The following is an 18,643-nucleotide window of genomic DNA, read 5'->3' on the forward strand; positions in this document are numbered from 1 at the left end:
CGTACCTTATTCGATGCCAAGGGCGGCTTTGGTCGCGGCGATCATGTCTGCACCGATCACGTCCACGAAGGTCGGGCTTTCGTAAAGCGGGGCCGCTGCGGCCTGGAAGGCGGCAAAGTCGATCTCGTTCACGGCAATCTTGTCCGACAGCGCGGCGATGGTCTCGGTGTCGGTTGTCTCGCCCCACTCGAAGCTCCACGGGGCCACGTCCTGTGCGACGCTCATGACCGTGTCTTTCAGCGCGGGATCAAGACCGGCAAGGAAGGTTTCGCTGAACACGAGGAAGGTCGGCAGGTAGACGTGGTTGGACAGCGACATGTAGTCCTGCACTTCGTAGAGCTTGGCCGTGTCCACGACGTTGGCGGGGTTTTCCTGCCCGTCGATGGTGCCCTGATCGAGCGCGGAATAGACCTCGCCAAAGGACAGCGGCGTGGCGTTCGCGCCCAGCGTGTTGAACATCTCGACGCGCTGCTTGCTGGTGGGGGTGCGGATCTTCAGCCCCTCGAGGTCGGCTGGCACCACGATCGGGCGCACATCGTTGGTGATCTGGCGGAACCCGTTGTCCCACATCGCGGCAAGCACCATGCCGGTGCCGTCAAACCCTTCGGCCAGCATCTCGCCCGCCGGGCTGGCGGCAAAGGCCTGAACCGCGGCTCGGTCCTCGAAAAGGTAAGGCAGGTCGAAAATGGCACTGCGGCTGTTGATCTGCGCCACCGCAGAGGCCGACAGCGAGGCCTGATGCGTGCCCAGCGACAGACCCTGAAGCACATCCTCTTCCTTGCCGAGGGTGCTGCCCATGAAAATCTGAACGTCGATTTCGCCCGGAGCGGCTGCTTCGAGGCGGGTTTCGTATTCCTGCAGGAACACGTGGGCGAACGTTCCTTCGGGCAGGGACGAATTGATCTGAAGCACGGTTTGCGCCGAGGCGACAGCGGGCAGGGCGGCGATGGTCGCTGCAAACAGCAGATGTTTGGTCATGGTCCGATTCTCCTAACTAAAGACATGGTGGAAACTTGCTGATCGTGAAAATGATTTTTCTCAGTTATCGCATACAAGAAATAATGTTTTCTCGCATGCGCAAGGGAATTCGCCTGCTATTGCCTGAAATTTAGGCAACGATCCGGGTACTCCGTGTGCAAATTGCCCGGTGATGAATCGCTGATCTGACGGGTTACAGCTCGGACAGCCGGTCGTGCATGTCTTCGATATCGCCCATCCGCTGCCGCCCGAACGACCCCGACATCTCCAAGGTGCGCGCGGCGATCAGGTTGCAGACGGCCATCACGCTCACATGGTTCAGAAGCGGTCCCGACGATGTCGTGTCGCAGGTGATGTGCCAGCGGGCGGGCAGGGCCTCCATCGATTGCACATCGCCGATCAACGCCACCTGTGCGCCCGACTCGACCGCCGTGTCCGCCAGCGACCAGGCCAGCTTGGGGTTGCGCCGCAGCAACAGGATCACGGCGACGTCCTCGGGTTCGAAGGTCGCCGCGGATTCGGCCAGCGTTTCTCCCGGATGGGGCAGGACCGACACGTTGGGCACCACCTGCTTGATCTGCCAGCCAAGATAGCTGGCCAGCGGATAGCCCGCGCGAAACCCCGCGATCCAGACGCGCCGCGCGCTGTGCAGCGCATGGGCCAGCGCGTCGATCTCGTCGGGCGCGAACCCGGCATAGGTGGCATCGAGGTTCAGGCGCGATTGCTCGGAATGGCGTGCTGCCGTGCTGATCGTGTCGTCCGGCCCGGTGCCGAACCGCAGCAACGCAGAGCCGGTGCGCCCTTCGTCCCGCACCGCCTTGCGCGCCTCGTCAAAAGACGCATAGCCCAGCTTGCGCACGAAACGCGACACCGTGGCGTTGGACACATCGGCCAGTGCTGCAATCTCGGACGCGGAATACCCGGCCATGTCGCCGGGAAAATCCAGCACCGCTTCGGCCAGTCGGCGTTCGGTCGGGTGCAGATCGGGCAGGATGGCCCGGACGCGGGACATGAAGGTTCTGGCAGGGCGCTGTTTCATCCCTGCAAAGTGCTTTTCTTGAAGCCAGAGGTAAAGTGCGTTCTTCGGCAGATCGCCCGGCGGGAAAAGCCTAGTTTATGAGGTCGCCCGCCGACACCGCCTCGATCACCAGCGCGCCGCGATGCGACACCACCCGCGCCGCAAGCCGTGCAGCCCTCTCGACCGCCTGATCCAGCGATGTGCCGATGATGCGGCTGGCCAGAAACCCCGCGTTGAATGAATCCCCGGCAGCGGTGGTGTCCACCGCGTCCGTCACCGGCTCGGGATGGTGGCGACTGGTCCTGCCCCCGTGCAGCATCACGATCTCGCCGGGCCCGTTCTTGACCACAACAGTCTGTGCGCCTGCATGCGCATAGCGTTCCGCCGTGTCCAGCGGTGTCGCGTCGCCGAACCACGTCGCCTCGTCCTCGTGCGAGGGCAGGACGATGTCGCTCAGGCGCGCGGCCTGCATGATCGCGTCGGTCATGGTGCTCGCATCTGGCCACAGCTTGGGGCGCAGGTTGGGATCGAACACCACCGCGCCGCCTGCGCTGCGGAACTGCTCCAACGCACCCAGGAGCGTGACGCGATCCGCGTCGGGCAGGATCGCCAGCGTGATCCCCGAGACGTAGGCAATGTCAGCCCCGCGCAGCGCAGTGTCGATGTCCTGACCCGACTGCGCCAAAGTGCGGGCGGCACTTTGACTGCGCCAATAGCTGAAGCTGCGTTCACCGTCCTGCAACTGGATCATGTACAGCCCCGGCGTCCGGTCGGCCCGGCGCAGGATCGACGCAGTGCCGATGGTTTCGCGGTCCAGATAGGCCAGCATCTGGTCCGACACGGCATCGGTGCCGACGGCGGTGAAATAATCGACCTGCGCGCGGTCTTTCAGCAGCTTGGCCAGATACCAAGCGGTGTTCAATGTGTCGCCTGCAAACCCCATGCGATAGGTGCCGGCCTCCGCAAGCGGGGCCATCTCGACCATGCATTCCCCGATCGCGACGATCCGCGTCACCGGGGGCTGTCCGTGAACCAGTTGTGATTGACCGCCTTGATCTCTTCGATCTGCACGAGGATTCGCGACAGGTGTTTGTCGATGGCATCGGCGGCGGCGTCCGCATCGCGCGACGATATCGCGTCGAGGATCGCGATATGTTCCCCGAGCGCGTGGTTCTGCGTGGAGGTGTCGAGGGTCAGCATGCGCACGCGGTCCATGTGGCCCTTGTTCTCGCTGATCACGTCCCAGACATAATCCACACCCGACTGCACGCAGATCTCGCGGTGGAACGCATCGTCGAGCGCATGGAACCTGGTTCGGTTGTTGTCGGAAATCGCGGCTTTCTGCTGCTCGATCAGCGCGGACAGGGCGCGCAGCCCGTCATCCGTGATGACCCCGCAGGCGGTGCGCCCCGTGTGGATCTCCAGCGCCAGACGAATGAACCGCGCGCGCATGACCGCCTCTTCGGAGATCAGGCTGACCATCGTGCCGCTCTGCGGGCGGATCTGCAGGAACCCCAGATTGGCCAGCCGCTTGAACGCCTCGCGCACGGGCTGGCGGGACACGCCCATTTTCGCCGCGACCTCGGCTTCCGATATCTTGGTCTCGGGCGGCAGTTCGAGCGACAGGATGCGGTCGTGCAGAACCTTGAACACCTGATCCGCGATGGTCGGTTGGAACTGTTGCCGAAGTTGCGGCAGCGGCAGGGGAGCCGATTTTTTCTGGGCGGACATGTCCACGGTCTGGGCCTTCCTCTGCGCATCACCTGTTCCGCATCATAGCACAAATCGCGCAGGGATTTGCAACTAGGATATTAGTTGACGTGTCAGAATTGCTTAACTAGGATATTAGTCATTAGCGGAGTCGGCTTGCCAAACCCGCTGAGACCAAGGGGGGATGAATGGCACTACTGGATGACAACCGGCTCTTTGCGCCCGATCCCGGTCTGCGGACCCTGGCACGCGCGCTTTACGACACGGTGCGCGATCTGCCGATCATCAGCCCGCATGGCCATACCGACCCGCAATGGTATGCCGAGAACGCGCCGTTCCCCGATCCCGCGCGTCTGTTCGTGACGCCCGACCACTACGTCTTCCGTATGCTGCATTCGCAGGGCATCGCGCTCGAAGCGCTCGGTGTGCCACGCGCCGATGGGGGAGAGACCGAACAGGACCCGCGCAAGATCTGGCGTTTGTTCGCGTCGAATTATCACCTGTTCCGGGGTACCCCCTCGCGGATCTGGGTCGATCACGCGTTGCAAGAGGTTTTCGGCATCACGGAGCGTCTGACCGCCGCCAGCGCCGATGCGATCTACGACCAGATCAACGATTGTCTGAAACAGGACGCGTTCCGCCCCCGCGCATTGTTCGAGCGGTTCAATATCGAGGCGATCTCGACCACCGAAAGCGCCATCGATGATCTCAAATGGCACCGGATGATCCGCGACAGCGGCTGGACCGGCAAGGTCGTCACGGCCTACCGCCCCGATGCCGTGGTCGATCCCGAATTTCCGGGCTTTGCCGCCAATGTCGAAAAGATGGGCGAGATGGCCGCAGAGGATGCCACGACGTGGCAGGGCTATCTGGCCGCGCATCGCAACCGGCGGGCCTATTTCATGGAATTCGGCGCCACCTCGTCGGATCATGGCCATCCCACTGCGCGCACTGAAGACCTGCCGCAGGACGTGGCGGCGGCGCTGTTCGACAAGGCCTTGCGCGGTGCCTGCACCGATGACGAGGCGGATGCCTTTCGCGGGCACATGCTGACCGAGATGGCCCGCATGAGCCTTGACGACGGGCTTGTGTTGCAAATCCATCCCGGCGCCGCGCGCAACCATTCCGACGCAATCATGGCGCGGTTCGGACGCGACAAGGGATACGACATTCCCACGCGTACCGATTACGTGCATGCGCTGCGTCCGTTGCTGAACGCGGTGGGCGAACGCCCGGATCTTACGATCATCCTCTTCACGCTGGACGAGACTTCTTATGCACGCGAATTGGCACCCCTTGCGGGTGTCTACCCGGCGCTGAAACTGGGGCCGCCCTGGTGGTTCCATGACAGCTACGAAGGCATGATGCGGTTCCGCGAAATGGCGACCGAAACCGCTGGGTTCTACAACACGGTCGGGTTCAACGACGACACCCGTGCCTTCTGCTCCATCCCCGCGCGTCACGACGTGGCGCGGCGGGTCGATTGCGCGTTCCTTGCCAACCTGATCGCCACGGGTCGGCTGGCAGAGGACGAAGCATTCGAGGTCGCAACCGACCTCGCATACCGGCTTGCAAAGCAGGCTTACCGGCTCTGAGAGCCATTTTCTGGGAGGAAACCATGAATTACGTCAAAACACTCGGAGCGACCTTGCTGGCAAGCGTCGCTTTCATATCGGCCGTGTCGGCCTGCGAAGTGACGCTCCGGTCGTCGGACACCCATCCCGAGGGCTACCCGACCGTTGTCGCAGTCCAGAAGATGGGCGAGATGCTGGAAGAGCGCACAGACGGGCGTCTTTGCATCGAAGTGTTCCATTCGGCCCAGCTGGGGCAGGAAAAAGATACCATCGAACAGACCCAGTTCGGCGTCATCGACATGAACCGCGTCTCGCTTGGACCGTTCAACAACATCATCGAAAAAACCCAGGTGCCGTCGCTGCCGTTCATCTTCCGCTCGGTCGACCACATGCACAAGGTCATGGACGGCCCTGTCGGTCAGCAGATCCTTGATGCGTTCAGCGATCATGACCTTGTCGGTCTGGCCTTCTACGATGGCGGCTCGCGCAGCTTCTACAACTCGCAGAAACCGATCCGGTCGATCGAGGATCTGGCGGGCATGAAGTTCCGCGTGATGCAGTCGGACATCTTTGTCGACATGGTCTCTGCTCTGGGCGCGAACGCCACCCCGATGCCTTACGGAGAGGTCTATTCCTCGATCCAGACCGGCGTCATCGACGGGGCCGAGAACAACTGGCCGTCTTATGACAGCTCGGGCCATTTCGAGGTTGCTGGCTACTACACGCTGAACGAGCACCTGATCGTGCCCGAGGTTCTGGTCATGGCGAAAGCCAGCTTTGACAAGCTGTCGCCCGAGGATCAGGACATCGTCCGTCAGGCGGCCCGCGACTCCGTTTCAGTCATGCGCGAGTTGTGGCAGGAGCGTGAAAAAGTGTCCGAAGATCGCGTGCGCGCGGCGGGTGTCGAGATCATCACCGATATCGACAAGACCCCGTTCATCGAAGCCATGGTGCCGGTCTACCAGAAATACGTGACCTCGCCCAAGCTTCAGCAGATGGTCGCGGACATTCAGGCAACTGAATAATCCCATCTCTCCGCCCCACGGCGCACAGTCGTGGGGCGGGCACTCTTCCAAGGATGGGCAGGCCTGACATGATGAAAACGATAGCGCTTCTGACGGGGCGTCTGGCGCGGGTCGCGCTGTGGGTCGCGGGGATCGGGCTGGTCCTGATGACCGTTCTGATCGCGGCGCAGGTGTTCTGGCGCTACGTGCTGAACGACAGCCTCGTCTGGACCGAGCCCGCTTCGGTCATGATCATGGGGTGGTTCATTTTTCTGGGCGCCGCAGTCGGCATCCGCGAAGGCTATCACCTGTCCTTCGATGTGCTGCTCTACGTCGTCCCGCAGCGGATCAAGCTGGTGCTGCACACGCTTTCCGATCTGGCCGTCGCGGGCTTTGGCGTCGGGATGATCTGGTATGGCTGGCAACTGGCCGAGCGCACCGCCGGGAACAAGCTGCCGAGTCTCGGAATTTCAGGTGCGTTCGATTTCGCCCCGATTGTCGCGGGCGGTGTCCTGATCGTGCTTTTTTCAACTGAACGTATCGCGCGCCGCGCTGCCGGTCTTCCGACCGCGCGCTTTGGCGAAGAGGCAGAGATCGACTGATGGAACTTTATGTCCTCTTCGGAACCTTCACGTTCCTGCTGCTGATCGGCACGCCCGTCGCGTTCTGCCTCGGCGTGTCCAGCTTTGCCACCATCGCCTATCTTGGCCTGCCGCCGGTGGTGGTGTTCCAGCGGCTCAATTCCGGGGTGTCGGTCTTTGCACTGATGGCGATCCCGTTCTTCATCTACGCGGGCGACCTGATGGTGCGCGGCGACATTGCCCGACGTCTGGTGGCGCTGGCCGGCGGGTTCGTCGGCCATCTGCGCGGTGGGTTGGGGCAGGTCAACGTTCTGTCCTCGGTGATGTTCGGCGGCGTGTCGGGATCGGCTGCGGCGGATGCCAGCGCTGTCGGTGGCCTGATGGTGCCGCAGATGAAAGAGCGTGGCTATGACACGGATTACGCGGTTAACATCACCGTTGTGAGTTCGATCATCGCGCTGCTTTTGCCGCCGTCGCACAACATGATCATCTATTCGATCGCGGCGGGTGGGCGCATTTCCATTGCCGACCTGTTCACCGCCGGGATCATTCCGGGCTTCCTGCTGGCCGGTCTGCTGATGGTGGCTGCGTGGGGAATGGCGGTGCGCAAGGGGTATCCGACCCAGCCGTTCCAGGGCGTGCGCATGCTGGGCACCCTGTTCGTGTCGGCAGCACCCGGTCTGATCCTCGTGGCGATCATCTTTGGCGGCGTGCGGTCGGGCATTTTCACCGCCTCCGAGTCCTCGAATATCGCGGTGGTCTATGCGCTGCTGGTGACGTTCTTTGTCTATCGCAGCCTGAGCTGGAGCGATTTCATCGAAGCCACCTTTGCTGCCGTCCGGACGACCGCGATGGTGCTGTTGGTGATCGGCTGTGCGGCGGCCTTCGGCTGGCTGCTGGCCTATACGCGCGTGCCCGCGTCGATGGTCGCGCTCTTGCAGGGCGTGTCGGACAACCCGATCGTCATCCTGCTGCTCTTGAACCTCGTCCTGCTGCTCCTTGGCACGTTCATGGACATGTCGCCGCTCATTGTCATCACAACCCCGATCTTTCTGCCGGTCGCCACGGCCTTCGGCGTCGATCCGGTGCATTTCGGGGTGATCCTGATCCTCAACCTCGGAATCGGTCTGTGTACGCCGCCGGTGGGGGCGGTGTTGTTCGTGGGCTGTGCGGTGGGGCGGATTCCGGTCTGGGATGCGGTGCGCACCATCTGGCCCTTCTACGGCGCGGCGTTGGTGACGCTGATGCTCGTGACCTACATTCCGGCGCTGTCGCTCTGGCTGCCGTCGCTGTTCAGGTGAGGAAAGACATGACCTATCCCGTGGTGCCAACCGATCCGGGTGTGACCCGGCAAGTGCTGGCCGAAAACCCGGACCTGATGGTGGTGGCCTTCCGGTTTGAAGAGGGTGCGGAGGGCAAGCTGCACGATCATCCACACGTGCAGTCGACCTATGTCGAATCCGGGCGCTTCACGTTTATCGTGGGGGATGTGGAGCACGACCTCGGCCCCGGCGACAGTGTCGTGATCCCGTCCGGGGCTTGCCACGGCTGCCGCTGCCGCGAAGCAGGCACGCTGATCGACACCTTCACGCCACGCCGCGACGATTTTCTCTGACCCGAAAGGCCTGACACCATGCTCAAGACCCAAACCCGCCACGCCATCGACCCGGCCACGGCCAAGACGCTCGACACCGATCAGCTGCGGGATCATTTCCATGTCGGGGGGCTGTTCGCGGAGGGCGAGATCAACCTTGTCTACTCGCACTACGACCGTCTGATTCTTGGCTCTGCGGTGCCAGCGGGCGGCACTCTGGTGCTGGATCAGGTCAAGGAGGCGGGCACGCCATCGCTCTTGGACCGGCGCGAGATGGGGGTGCTGAACATCGGCGACGCGGGCACTGTCAGCGTCGCGGGCGAAACCTACGAGATCGGCAGTGGCGAGGTTCTTTATATCGGCATGGGGTCTGGCCCGGTAACATTCGGCGGCAACGGGCGGTTTTACGTGCTGTCTGCCCCGGCGCATCATACCTATCCGACGCGACTGATCAAACTGTCTGAAGCCCGCCGCGTCGAGCTGGGCGCACGCGAAACCGCCAATGAGCGGGTCATCATCCAGTTCCTGCATCCCGAAGTGTGCCAAAGCTGCCAGCTTCTGATGGGCTACACGCAATTTGCCGAAGGGTCGGTCTGGAACACGATGCCTGCCCATCTGCATGACCGTCGGATGGAGGCCTATCTCTATTTCCAGCTGCCCGAGAACCAGCGCGTGTTCCACCTGATGGGCGAGCCGTCGCAGACCCGGCACATCGTCATGGCCAATGAAGAGGCGGTGATCTCGCCGCCCTGGTCGATCCATGCGGGTGCAGGCACCGCGTCCTATACCTTTTGCTGGGCGATGGCGGGCGATAATGTCGATTTCACCGACATGGACATGGTGGCGATGGAGGATCTTAGGTGAGCATGTTTTCCCTTTCGGGGCGCCGCGCGCTGGTGACCGGCGCCAATACCGGCATCGGGCAGGCCATTGCCGTCGGACTGGCAGAGGCCGGGGCCGAGGTGATCTGTGCCGGGCGGCGCAGCTGTGACGAGACCGTGGAGGCGATCACGCAGGCCGGGGGAAGCGCGTCGTCGGTGCTGGTCGATTTCGCCGATCCGATGGCGGGGCAGGGGCTGTTCGGGGATGCGCCGATCGACATCCTCGTGAACAATGCGGGCATCATCCGCCGCGCCGATGCGCTCGAATTCTCCGAGGCCGATTGGGACGCGGTGATGGACGTGAACCTCAAGGCGCTGTTCTTCACAACGCAGGCCTTTGCCAAGGCGGTGATGGCGCGAGAGGGTACGGGGGCCGTGGTCAATATCGCGTCGCTGCTGTCGTTTCAGGGCGGCATCCGCGTGCCATCCTACACGGCGTCGAAACATGGCGTGGCAGGGCTGACCAAGCTTCTGGCAAACGAATGGGCCGCCAAGGGGATCAACGTGAACGCGGTCGCGCCCGGCTATATCGAGACCAACAACACCGAGGCGTTGCGCAACGACCCGGAACGTAATCAGGCGATCCTCGACCGTATCCCGGCAGGCCGATGGGGTCAGGCCGAGGACATCGCGGGGGCTGCGGTCTATCTTTCCAGCCCGGCCGCAAAATACGTGCATGGTGCGGTGCTCAATGTCGATGGAGGCTGGCTTGCCCGCTGACACCGCTCAAGGCCCCAGGACGGGGATCGTGCATCTGGGCCTTGGCGCGTTTTTTCGCGGCTTCGGATGTGTGTTCGTGGCCGACGCGATGGCGGCGTCGGGTGGTGACTGGGGCATCACAGGCGTGTCCCTGCGCAGCCCGGACACGCGCGATGCGCTGCAGGGGCAGGGCTGGGGCTATACATCCGTCACGCTTGCGCCTGAAGGCGAGCAGACGCGCTGGATCGATGTTCTGAACGACGTGCTGGTCGCGCCCGAAGACCCCGACGCGGTGCTTGACGCGATGGCGGACCCGGCGGTTCGGATCGTCAGCCTGACGGTCACGGAAAAGGGCTATTGCCACAACCCGTCCACCGGCGCGCTGAACACCGATCATCCCGACATCCAGCACGACCTTGCCCATGATCTGCCGATGTCCGCTCCCGGCTTTCTGGTGCGTGCTCTGGCGCGTCGTCGCGCGGCGGGGAACGCGCCCTTTACCGTGCTGACCTGTGACAACCTTCCGGAAAATGGCCGTCTGGTGCGCGGTCTGGTGCTGGAGTTTGCGCAGCGACTGGACCCCACGCTGGCCGACTGGATCGCCACCGAAGGGCGGTTCCCATCGACGATGGTGGACCGCATCACGCCGGCCACCACCGAGGCCGACATTGCCCGCGTTGCCCAACTGACAGGCCATGTCGATGCAGCGCCAGTGATGCACGAACCCTTTGCCCAATGGGTGATCGAGGATGATTTCGTCGGCGGCGCGCGGCCTGATTTCGCGGCAGCAGGTGTCGAGATGGTGCAGGACGTGACCGCGCATGAGCACATGAAGCTGCGCATGCTCAACGGCACCCATTCGGCGCTGGCCTATACCGGCTATCTTGCCGGGCACGAGACCATTGCCGACACCGTCGCGGACCCTGTCTTTGCGTCTTATGTCCGCCAGCTCTGGTCCGAGATCATGCCCGCCGTGCAGGCGCCAGAAGGTGTGAGCCTGACCGACTATGCCGATGCGCTGTTCGACCGGTACGCCAATCCCCGCATCCGCCACAGGACATGGCAGATCGCGATGGATGGCAGCCAGAAACTGCCGCAGCGCATTCTGGGCAGCCTTGAGGCCAATGTCGCGGGCGGGCACGCCTCTCCGGCGCTGTGCCTCGCCGTGGCTTCTTGGATGCGCTATGTCGGCGGTGTCGATGAACATGGACGGGCGATTGACGTGCGGGATCCGATGGCGGAGCGTTTGCGCGCCGTGTCCGACAGCGCCGATACGCCCGAGGGCAAGGTGGCTGCATTGTTGGGAGTTCGGGACGTGTTTCCTGCGGATCTGGCCGCCGCGCTAAAAACGCCGGTCACGATCGCCGCGACGCGATTGTGGAAAGACGGCACCCGCGCCGCGATCACACAGGTGCTTGCATGATCGAGACATGGCGCTGGTACGGCGAGTTCGACCCGATCACGCTGGCCGAAGTGGCGCAGACCGGGGCGTCGGGCATCGTCACCGCATTGCACGCCATCCCCTATGGCGAGATCTGGTCCTCCGAGGCAGTCGCAGCACGCAAAAGTGCCGTGGAGGCTGCGGGCTTTGTCTGGTCCGTTGTCGAAAGCCTGCCGGTGCATGAGCGCATCAAGACAGGCGACGGCGATCTGTCGGGGCTTTTCGCGAATTACCGCCAGTCGATGGCCAATCTGGCCGCGCAGGGCATCCGGACGATCTGCTACAATTTCATGCCGCTGCTGGACTGGACTCGCACCGATCTGGCTGCCCCGGTCGCAGGCGGTGCCACCTGCCTGCGGTTCGAGGCGACCCATATGGCCGCGTTCGAGATTCACATGCTGGGGCGTCAGGCCGCCGAGGACGACTACAGCGACGAGGTGCGTGTGCGTGCTGCCGCGTGGTTCCAACAGGCGACAGAGACTGAGCGTGACAAGTTGCTGTCCTCGATCATGGCGGGGATGCCTGGCGCGTTCGACCGCTACGACATTCCGGGCCTGCGCAAGGCCCTTGCAGGCTATGACGGGATCGACCGCGATGCCCTGCGCGCCAATTACGCGCGGTTCCTGTCCGAGGTGGTTCCGGCGGCAGAGGATCTGGGCATCCGGCTCTGCGTGCATCCCGACGATCCGCCCCGCGACATTCTTGGTCTGCCGCGCATCGTCTCGACCGGCGCCGATCTGGACTGGATTCTGACCGCGCAGGACAGCCCGGCCAATGGCGTGACGCTGTGTTCCGGCTCGCTTGGCGCACATCCCGGCAATGACGTTCCGGCGATTGCCGCACAGGTCGCCGGGCGGATCCATTTCGCCCATCTGCGCAATGTCCGCAAGGAACCGGACGGGTCGTTCGAGGAAGCGGCGCATCTTGAAGGGGACACGGACATGGTGGCGCTCTTGCGGGTTCTGCTGGGTGAAGAGGCGCGGCGGCGGGCCGCGGGCCGTGCGGATGACGCGATCCCGTTTCGTCCCGATCACGGGCATCACATGCTGAGCGATCACGACCGTGACTTCGTGCCGGGCTATCCGCTGATCGGTCGTCTGCGCGGTCTGGCGGAATTGCGCGGCGTGATCCGGGGGATCGGTCATGTCTGATCCGCTGGTCTTGCATCCATCTGACAACGTGGCAGTCCTCTGTGCGCGGGCGCAGGCGGGCGAGGATCCGTTGCGTCTTGGCGTGCCGCTGGCAGCGCCCCTCTCGGCGGGTCACAAGATCGCCCGTCAGACCATTGCCGCAGGTGATCCGGTTCTCAAGTTCGGCCAGTTCATCGGCAGGGCCACCGCCGACATCGCGGCGGGCGCCCATGTCCATACCGCCAATTGCGAGTTCGACAACCCGGAACAGGCCTATGCCATCGGTGCCGATCTGGCAGCGGCACAGGCGGCGATCCCGGTGGTCGCGCCTGTGACCTTCGACGGCTATCTGCGCGCGGACGGGCGTGTCGGCACCCGCAACTACATCGCGCTTCTGGCGACGGTGAACTGTTCGGCCACGGTGATCCGCCGTGCCGCGTCAGAGATCGAGTCCAGCGGCCTGCTGGACGCGTATGACAATATCGACGGCATCGTGGCTCTGGCCCATGGCACCGGCTGCGGCATGGCGGGCAGCGGCGCGGGATTCGAGATCCTCGACCGGGTGCTCTGGGGCCATGCGACCCATCCAAATGTGGGTGCGGCGGTCTTTGTCGGTCTGGGCTGCGAGGTGATGCAGATCGCGCGGATGCAATCTCATTTCGGCACGACCGGCACCGACCGGCTGCACGCGCTGACCATACAGGACACTGGCGGCACCCTTGCGACCATCGACGCCATCAAGGCACATGTCGCGGGCATCCTGCGCGATGTGAACGCCGCACGGCGCAGTGCGCAGCCGATGTCGGCGCTGCGGGTGGCGTTGCAATGCGGCGGGTCGGACGGGTTTTCCAGCATCACCGCCAACCCGGCGCTTGGCGTGGCCAGCGACCTGATCGTGGGGCAGGGCGGCACCGCGATCCTGTCCGAGACGCCCGAGATTTACGGCGCCGAACAATTGCTCCTGCGGCGTGCTGCCTCTGGCGCGGTGGCCGAGAAGCTGATCGCGCAGATCAAGTGGTGGGAGCGCTATACCGCGCAGAACGGCGGTTCGCTCGACAACAACCCAAGCCCGGGCAACAAGCAGGGTGGCATCACCACCATTCTGGAGAAATCGCTGGGCGCTGCGGCCAAGGGGGGTGCGACCCCGCTGACCGCTGTCTACGAGTATGCAGAACCGGTGACAGAGCCGGGTCTCGTGTTCATGGACACGCCCGGATATGATCCGGTCTCGGTGACGGGCCAGATCGCGGGCGGTGCGCAGATTGTTGTTTTCACCACAGGGCGGGGATCGGCCTTTGGATCGAAACCCGCGCCGACGATCAAGCTCGCCACCTCGGACCGGCTGTTCGCGCAGATGCCCGACGACATGGATCTCAACTCCGGCGATATCCTGTCGCGGGGCGTCGGCATCGCCGAGAAAGGCTGCGAGATTTTCGACCTGATCCGCGCCACCGCCTCGGGTCAGCCGACCAAGTCCGAAGCGCTTGGCCTTGGCGATCACGAATTTGTCCCATGGCAGATCGGCGCGGTGATGTAGGGCGCGCGCGAGCTACGCTAGCGGCTTGTCTCGGCCCGCGATTGGCCGCATCTTCGCGCCATGATGCAGATCATGGAACATCGCCGACATGTCGGCAGACGGCCTTTCGCAGTCGCGTTGATCGCGGGGGGCGTGGCGCTTGTGCTGGCGGCGCTGGCGCTGCTCTTTCCGGTGCTCGAACGGATGTATCTGGGCCAGCTTGGCACCCGCGAGGCTCCGACCCTCACCCTTGCGGTCGAGGGCCTCAACGGATCGCTGCGCCGGTTCGAGGCGCTGCCCGGCCTGATCGCGGAACGCCCCGATCTGGTGCAGGCGCTGCGCGACCCCTCCGATGCCGACCTGATTGCGCGGGTGAATGACGATCTGCACCGCACCGCCGAAGACGTCGGCCTGTCGGATATCTTCGTCATCGACTTCTCGGGACTGACCATCGCGGCCAGCAACCACTGGAAAGACCTGTCCTTCGTCGGCCAGAACTTCGCCTACCGTCCCTATTTCACCCTCGCCCTTGCCGGGGATCAGGGCCGGTTCTTCGCGCTGGGCACCACGTCGGGGGAACGCGGCTATTTCTTTGCCGAAGCGGTGCGCGACGGGTCCGAGATCATCGGGGTGCTGGCGGTCAAGTTCACCGTCGACGACTTTGAAGAGGCGTGGCGCGACGGCAGCAACAAGCTCATCGTTCTGGACGATGCGGGGGTGATCTTCATGGCCAGCCGGCCAGCGTGGCAGTTCCGGTCGCTGGTGCCGCTCAGCCCCGAGGCGCGCGCGGCCATCGAAGAAACCAAGAAATACCCGATGGACGCGCTGGTACCGCTTCAAGCCGTGCAAGCGCCGTTCGACGACAGGTTCCGGCAGGTGGCGATCACCGATGAGGCCGGCACAACAGAGCGTTTCATCGTGCAGAGCCAGACCATTCCCGAAGCCGGATGGGACGTGCTGCTGCTGACGCCCGCGGAACAGGCGTGGACCCGCGCGATGGGCACCGTTGCGCTCTCGGCGCTGCTGCTCTTGCTGGTCGGGCTGATCGCGACCGTCGTGATCCAGCGGCGCATGCAGTTGCAGGAACGCATCCGCGCCGCGCTGTCGATGCAGGAAGAACTCGAACACCGGGTCAGCCAGCGCACGGCGGAACTCAAGGCGGCCAACCATCTCATCATGCAGGAGGTCGAGGAACGGCGCGCTGCGGAAAACCGTCTGCGCCGGACCCAGACCGAATTGATCCAGGCGGGCAAGCTGGCGGCCTTGGGCCAGATGGCGGCGGCACTCAGCCATGAATTCAACCAGCCGCTTGCCGCGGTCAAATCCTTTGCCCGCAATGCCGCCGCCTATCTTGACCGGGGAGAGTCGGAAAAGGTGCGCCAGAATGTCGGAATGATCGACGACATGGTCGACCGGCTGGCCGCCATCTCGACCCATCTGCGCAACTTTGCCCGCCGTCCGGGGGAAAAGACCGAACCCGTGCTGCTGAACCGGGCTCTGGATACGGCGCTGGTCATTCTGGAGCCCAAGCTGCGCGCCACCGGGTGCCGGGTCAGCCACGAGATCGGTTGCGGCGACATCTGGGTTCTGGGCGGGCAGGTGCGGCTGCAACAGGTCTTCGTCAATCTGCTCAGCAACGCGGTGGATGCGATGGGCGATGTGCCCGACCCGGTGATCGACCTGACGCTTGTGCAGGAGGACAGCGAGATCCATGTCCGCGTCCGGGATCGCGGCACCGGCATGACCGAGGCCGAGATTGCCCAGCTTTTCGATCCGTTCTTCACCACCAAGGAGCCGGGCAAGGGGCTTGGGCTGGGGCTGTCGATCTCCTACAACATCGTGCGCGATTTCGGCGGCACGCTAGGCGGGCGCAATCATCCCGAGGGAGGTGCGGTGTTCAGCGTGACTTTGAAGCTGGCCGAGGCCCCGTCACTGGCGGCAGCGGAATGAGCGACACCGGCCCGGTCCTGTTTGTCGACGACGAGGAACCGCTGCGCATCGCGGCGCAGCAGACGCTTGAACTGGCCGACCTTGATTGCCGCTGTTTTGATCGCGCGGCCCCGGCGCTGAGCGTGATCGGCCCCGACTATCCCGGCATTCTTGTCACCGATATCCGCATGCCCGGCATGGACGGCACCGAACTGATGCGCGCCGCGCTTCAGAAAGACCCCGAGTTTCCGGTGATCCTTGTCACCGGGCATGGCGATCTGGAACTGGCCGTCGCCATGATGCGGGACGGGGCGTATGATTTCATCGAAAAGCCCTATGCCCCTGAACGGCTGGTCGATGCGGTGCGCCGCGCGCTCGAGATGCGGCGGTTGACCGTCGACAATCGCCGTCTGCGCAGGGACATGGCTCCGCTCATCGGCATCAAGGACGGGTTGCGTGGCTTCAGCCCCGAGATGGAGACCGTCCGCAAACAGATCCGTGCGGTTGCCGTCAGCGATGCCGATGTGCTGATCGTCGGAGACACGGGTACGGGCAAGGGGCTTGCCGCGCAGGCGTTGCACGCGGCCAGCAAGCGGGCGGACCGTCCCTTTGTGGCGATCAACTGCGCAGCCCTTCCTGCCGACATGATCGAAAGCGAGCTGTTCGGCCATGAACCCGGTGCTTTTGCGGGGGCAACGCGGGCACGGGCGGGCAAGTTCGAACACGCGCGGCGCGGCACGGTGTTTCTGGACGAGATCGACAGCCTGCCATTGGCGCTGCAGGCCAAGCTGTTGCACGCCGTGGAAACCCGGTCGATCAACCGTCTGGGGTCGCATGACCGGATCGATCTCGATGTAAGGTTCATCGCTGCCTCGAAATCCGATCTCGAAGCGGCAGCGGCGCGGGGGGTGTTTCGCGGAGACCTGCTCTACCGTCTGAACGTGGTGACGATCCGGATGCCCGCGCTTGCGGCGCGGCGGCAGGACATCCCAATGCTGTTCCTGACCTTCGTGGCACAAATGGCCGACCGTTACGGCCAGCCGGTGCCGCAGATGCCGGGAGCGGTTCTGGACGCGGTCGCAGCGCGCGACTGGCCCGGCAATGCCCGCGAATTGCGCAACGCCGCTGAACGCTACGTGCTGGGCCTTCCCGACGCGGCGGATCAGGCGGCACCAACCGCCGGGACGCTGGTCGAGCGGGTCGCCGAACATGAACGCGCACTGATCGCGGCCAGCCTTGCGGCCAATGCGGGGCGGCTCAAGGACACTTACGAGGCGCTGGGAATTTCCCGCAAAGCGCTCTACGAGAAGATGCAGCGCTACGGGCTGGAGCGCGAGTCCTTCACCGACCCCGAGGCCTAGGCGGCAAGATCACGGGGCCACAGGCGGCGCATGTGTCGCGCGGCACCCACGATTGACCGTATTTGTCCCCCCGGTGACCCATTGGCGTAAAAAATTGCGTCCTGCCCAAGGTGTTGGCGGTAACGGCGCTAGGTAAAGTGCCATGCCTTGTGGTTCCTGACGTGCGACCCGGCGCAGACACAACAGCCGGGCAAGACACATCATGTATGCGTTCGGGAGGAACCAATGCAGAAGATCACAGCACTTACCCTGGCAGTCACCTGTGCCGTCACCGGTCAGGCCTATGCCGAAAGCCATGTTGACCGCACCGACTGGCCTTCGAGCTTTTCCGTCGGCACCGCGTCGCAGGGCGGCACCTTCTTTGCCTATGGCGCAGGTTGGGCGAACCTTGTCGCAGACGAGCTGGGCGTGTCCGGCAGCGGCGAAGTCACCGGCGGCCCGATGCAGAACATGGCGCTGGTGCATACCGGCGACGCGCAGTTCGGCATGACCACGATGGGCCCGGCGGCAGAATCGCTCAACGGCACCAACCCGATTGCGCCGGGTCTTCAGATGACCAACGCCTGCGCCATGTTCCCGATGTACCAGACCCCGTTCTCGGTCACCACACTGGCATCGTCCGGCATCACGTCGATCGCGGATATTCCGGCGGGCGCGCGCATCGGCTTTGGCCCTGCGGGTTCGACCTCGGACACCTATTTCCCCGCGATGATGGAAGCGCTTGGGGTCGAGTTCGAGCGCCGCAACGGCGGCTGGGGCGACCTTGGCGGTCAGCTTCAGGACGGGTTGCTGGACGTGATCGCGTTTGCGGCCGGTGTTCCGGTTCCGGCGGTGTCGCAGCTCGAGGTGCAGACCGACGTCAACATCATCGAATTCACCGCAGAAGAGCAGGCCAAGATCATCGAAGCCTTCCCGGTTGCGGGATTCGAGATCGACGCAGGCACCTACACCACGCTCGAAGCACCTGCGCGCTCGGTGGCGATGTGGAACTTCGCCATCGCGAATTGCGATCTGCCGGCCAGCTTCGTGAATGCGGCTGTCGATGTGGTGATGTCGGATAACGCGCGGATGGTGAACATCCACCGTGCCGCGACCGAAACGCTGCCCGAGCATTGGGACAAGAACACTGTCATGAAATGGCACCCCGGTGCGGCCCAGTGGTTCAAGGACAACGCGGGCGCGGACATTCCGGACAGCATGATCCACGGCATGTAAGCCATGCCGGAG

At 63.9% G+C, this 18,643-nt stretch carries 17 protein-coding genes; 13 read left to right on the forward strand and 4 right to left on the reverse strand.

Features of this window, described 5'->3' with window-relative positions; all coding sequences use genetic code 11:
* Positions 1–6: 6 nt before the first annotated feature.
* The 4 genes from IEV82_RS07995 to IEV82_RS08010 all read right to left on the reverse strand — a co-directional run bounded on the left by IEV82_RS07995 (position 7) and on the right by IEV82_RS08010 (position 3,727).
* Positions 7–978 (reverse strand): TRAP transporter substrate-binding protein, encoded by a 972-nt coding sequence (locus IEV82_RS07995; protein ID WP_188481498.1) that lies wholly within the window; start codon positions 976–978, stop codon positions 7–9.
* Positions 979–1,171: 193 nt separating this feature from the next.
* Positions 1,172–2,017, reverse strand: a complete 846-nt coding sequence (locus tag IEV82_RS08000; RefSeq protein WP_188481499.1) for a MurR/RpiR family transcriptional regulator — start codon at positions 2,015–2,017, stop codon at positions 1,172–1,174.
* Positions 2,018–2,087: 70 nt separating this feature from the next.
* The gene (locus IEV82_RS08005; protein WP_188481500.1) at positions 2,088–3,011 is read right to left on the reverse strand and encodes a sugar kinase; all 924 of its coding nucleotides are present in this window, start codon (positions 3,009–3,011) and stop codon (positions 2,088–2,090) included.
* On the reverse strand, positions 3,008–3,727 hold the full coding sequence (locus tag IEV82_RS08010; protein WP_188481501.1) for a GntR family transcriptional regulator: 720 nt from the start codon (positions 3,725–3,727) through the stop codon (positions 3,008–3,010). The genes IEV82_RS08005 and IEV82_RS08010 overlap by 4 nt, the downstream gene beginning before the upstream one ends.
* Positions 3,728–3,894: 167 nt before the next feature.
* On the opposite strand from IEV82_RS08010, the gene uxaC reads away from it, so the two are divergent.
* From uxaC to IEV82_RS08075, 13 genes are all read left to right on the forward strand, one after another.
* A complete protein-coding gene (gene uxaC / locus IEV82_RS08015; RefSeq protein ID WP_188481502.1) occupies positions 3,895–5,301 on the forward strand; it encodes a glucuronate isomerase in 1,407 nt (468 codons plus the stop codon).
* A 23-nt stretch (positions 5,302–5,324) separates the two neighbouring features.
* Positions 5,325–6,305 (forward strand): TRAP transporter substrate-binding protein, encoded by a 981-nt coding sequence (locus tag IEV82_RS08020; RefSeq protein WP_188481503.1) that lies wholly within the window; start codon positions 5,325–5,327, stop codon positions 6,303–6,305.
* 71 nt (positions 6,306–6,376) lie between these two features.
* Positions 6,377–6,886 (forward strand): TRAP transporter small permease, encoded by a 510-nt coding sequence (locus tag IEV82_RS08025; RefSeq protein WP_188481840.1) that lies wholly within the window; start codon positions 6,377–6,379, stop codon positions 6,884–6,886.
* The gene (locus IEV82_RS08030; protein ID WP_188481504.1) at positions 6,886–8,166 is read left to right on the forward strand and encodes a TRAP transporter large permease; all 1,281 of its coding nucleotides are present in this window, start codon (positions 6,886–6,888) and stop codon (positions 8,164–8,166) included. Before IEV82_RS08025 ends, IEV82_RS08030 begins: the two co-directional genes overlap by 1 nt.
* An 8-nt stretch (positions 8,167–8,174) precedes the next feature.
* Positions 8,175–8,480 carry a cupin domain-containing protein gene (locus tag IEV82_RS08035; protein WP_188481505.1) on the forward strand — a complete coding sequence of 102 codons (306 nt, stop codon included), beginning with the start codon at positions 8,175–8,177 and terminating at the stop codon, positions 8,478–8,480.
* An 18-nt stretch (positions 8,481–8,498) separates the two neighbouring features.
* The gene (gene kduI, locus IEV82_RS08040; RefSeq protein WP_188481506.1) at positions 8,499–9,323 is read left to right on the forward strand and encodes a 5-dehydro-4-deoxy-D-glucuronate isomerase; all 825 of its coding nucleotides are present in this window, start codon (positions 8,499–8,501) and stop codon (positions 9,321–9,323) included.
* Entirely contained in the window at positions 9,320–10,060 is a 741-nt protein-coding gene (gene kduD, locus IEV82_RS08045) for a 2-dehydro-3-deoxy-D-gluconate 5-dehydrogenase KduD (RefSeq protein WP_308420411.1), read from the forward strand. Before kduI ends, kduD begins: the two co-directional genes overlap by 4 nt.
* Positions 10,050–11,462, forward strand: a complete 1,413-nt coding sequence (locus IEV82_RS08050; protein ID WP_373285192.1) for a mannitol dehydrogenase family protein — start codon at positions 10,050–10,052, stop codon at positions 11,460–11,462. Before kduD ends, IEV82_RS08050 begins: the two co-directional genes overlap by 11 nt.
* Complete coding sequence (gene uxuA, locus IEV82_RS08055; protein ID WP_188481508.1) at positions 11,459–12,631, forward strand: mannonate dehydratase; 1,173 nt, start codon at positions 11,459–11,461, stop codon at positions 12,629–12,631. Before IEV82_RS08050 ends, uxuA begins: the two co-directional genes overlap by 4 nt.
* Positions 12,624–14,147, forward strand: a complete 1,524-nt coding sequence (locus tag IEV82_RS08060) for a UxaA family hydrolase (protein WP_188481509.1) — start codon at positions 12,624–12,626, stop codon at positions 14,145–14,147. Before uxuA ends, IEV82_RS08060 begins: the two co-directional genes overlap by 8 nt.
* Before the next feature lie 72 nt (positions 14,148–14,219).
* A complete protein-coding gene (locus IEV82_RS08065; RefSeq protein WP_229747724.1) occupies positions 14,220–16,076 on the forward strand; it encodes a sensor histidine kinase in 1,857 nt (618 codons plus the stop codon).
* The gene (locus IEV82_RS08070) at positions 16,073–17,416 is read left to right on the forward strand and encodes a sigma-54-dependent transcriptional regulator (RefSeq protein ID WP_188481510.1); all 1,344 of its coding nucleotides are present in this window, start codon (positions 16,073–16,075) and stop codon (positions 17,414–17,416) included. Before IEV82_RS08065 ends, IEV82_RS08070 begins: the two co-directional genes overlap by 4 nt.
* Before the next feature lie 225 nt (positions 17,417–17,641).
* Positions 17,642–18,631: a TAXI family TRAP transporter solute-binding subunit gene (locus tag IEV82_RS08075; protein ID WP_188481511.1), complete on the forward strand. Its 990-nt coding sequence runs from the start codon at positions 17,642–17,644 to the stop codon at positions 18,629–18,631.
* The last annotated feature ends 12 nt before the right edge of the window (positions 18,632–18,643 follow it).

Source organism: Marivita lacus, from assembly GCF_014637725.1.
Classification (GTDB): domain Bacteria; phylum Pseudomonadota; class Alphaproteobacteria; order Rhodobacterales; family Rhodobacteraceae; genus Marivita; species Marivita lacus.

Excerpts from the sequence above, each read along its gene's own strand:
- IEV82_RS08010 (WP_188481501.1), bottom strand. The coding sequence starts at position 3,727 with ATGTCCGCCCAGAAAAAATCGGCTCCCCTGCCGCTGCCGCAACTTCGG.
- IEV82_RS08030 (WP_188481504.1), top strand. The coding sequence starts at position 6,886 with ATGGAACTTTATGTCCTCTTCGGAACCTTCACGTTCCTGCTGCTGATC.
- IEV82_RS08020 (WP_188481503.1), top strand. The coding sequence starts at position 5,325 with ATGAATTACGTCAAAACACTCGGAGCGACCTTGCTGGCAAGCGTCGCT.
- IEV82_RS08075 (WP_188481511.1), top strand. The coding sequence starts at position 17,642 with ATGCAGAAGATCACAGCACTTACCCTGGCAGTCACCTGTGCCGTCACC.
- uxuA (WP_188481508.1), top strand. The coding sequence starts at position 11,459 with ATGATCGAGACATGGCGCTGGTACGGCGAGTTCGACCCGATCACGCTG.
- IEV82_RS08000 (WP_188481499.1), bottom strand. The coding sequence starts at position 2,017 with ATGAAACAGCGCCCTGCCAGAACCTTCATGTCCCGCGTCCGGGCCATC.
- IEV82_RS08070 (WP_188481510.1), top strand. The coding sequence starts at position 16,073 with ATGAGCGACACCGGCCCGGTCCTGTTTGTCGACGACGAGGAACCGCTG.
- IEV82_RS08065 (WP_229747724.1), top strand. The coding sequence starts at position 14,220 with ATGGAACATCGCCGACATGTCGGCAGACGGCCTTTCGCAGTCGCGTTG.
- IEV82_RS08035 (WP_188481505.1), top strand. The coding sequence starts at position 8,175 with ATGACCTATCCCGTGGTGCCAACCGATCCGGGTGTGACCCGGCAAGTG.
- IEV82_RS08025 (WP_188481840.1), top strand. The coding sequence starts at position 6,377 with ATGAAAACGATAGCGCTTCTGACGGGGCGTCTGGCGCGGGTCGCGCTG.
- uxaC (WP_188481502.1), top strand. The coding sequence starts at position 3,895 with ATGGCACTACTGGATGACAACCGGCTCTTTGCGCCCGATCCCGGTCTG.
- IEV82_RS08060 (WP_188481509.1), top strand. The coding sequence starts at position 12,624 with ATGTCTGATCCGCTGGTCTTGCATCCATCTGACAACGTGGCAGTCCTC.
- kduI (WP_188481506.1), top strand. The coding sequence starts at position 8,499 with ATGCTCAAGACCCAAACCCGCCACGCCATCGACCCGGCCACGGCCAAG.
- IEV82_RS07995 (WP_188481498.1), bottom strand. The coding sequence starts at position 978 with ATGACCAAACATCTGCTGTTTGCAGCGACCATCGCCGCCCTGCCCGCT.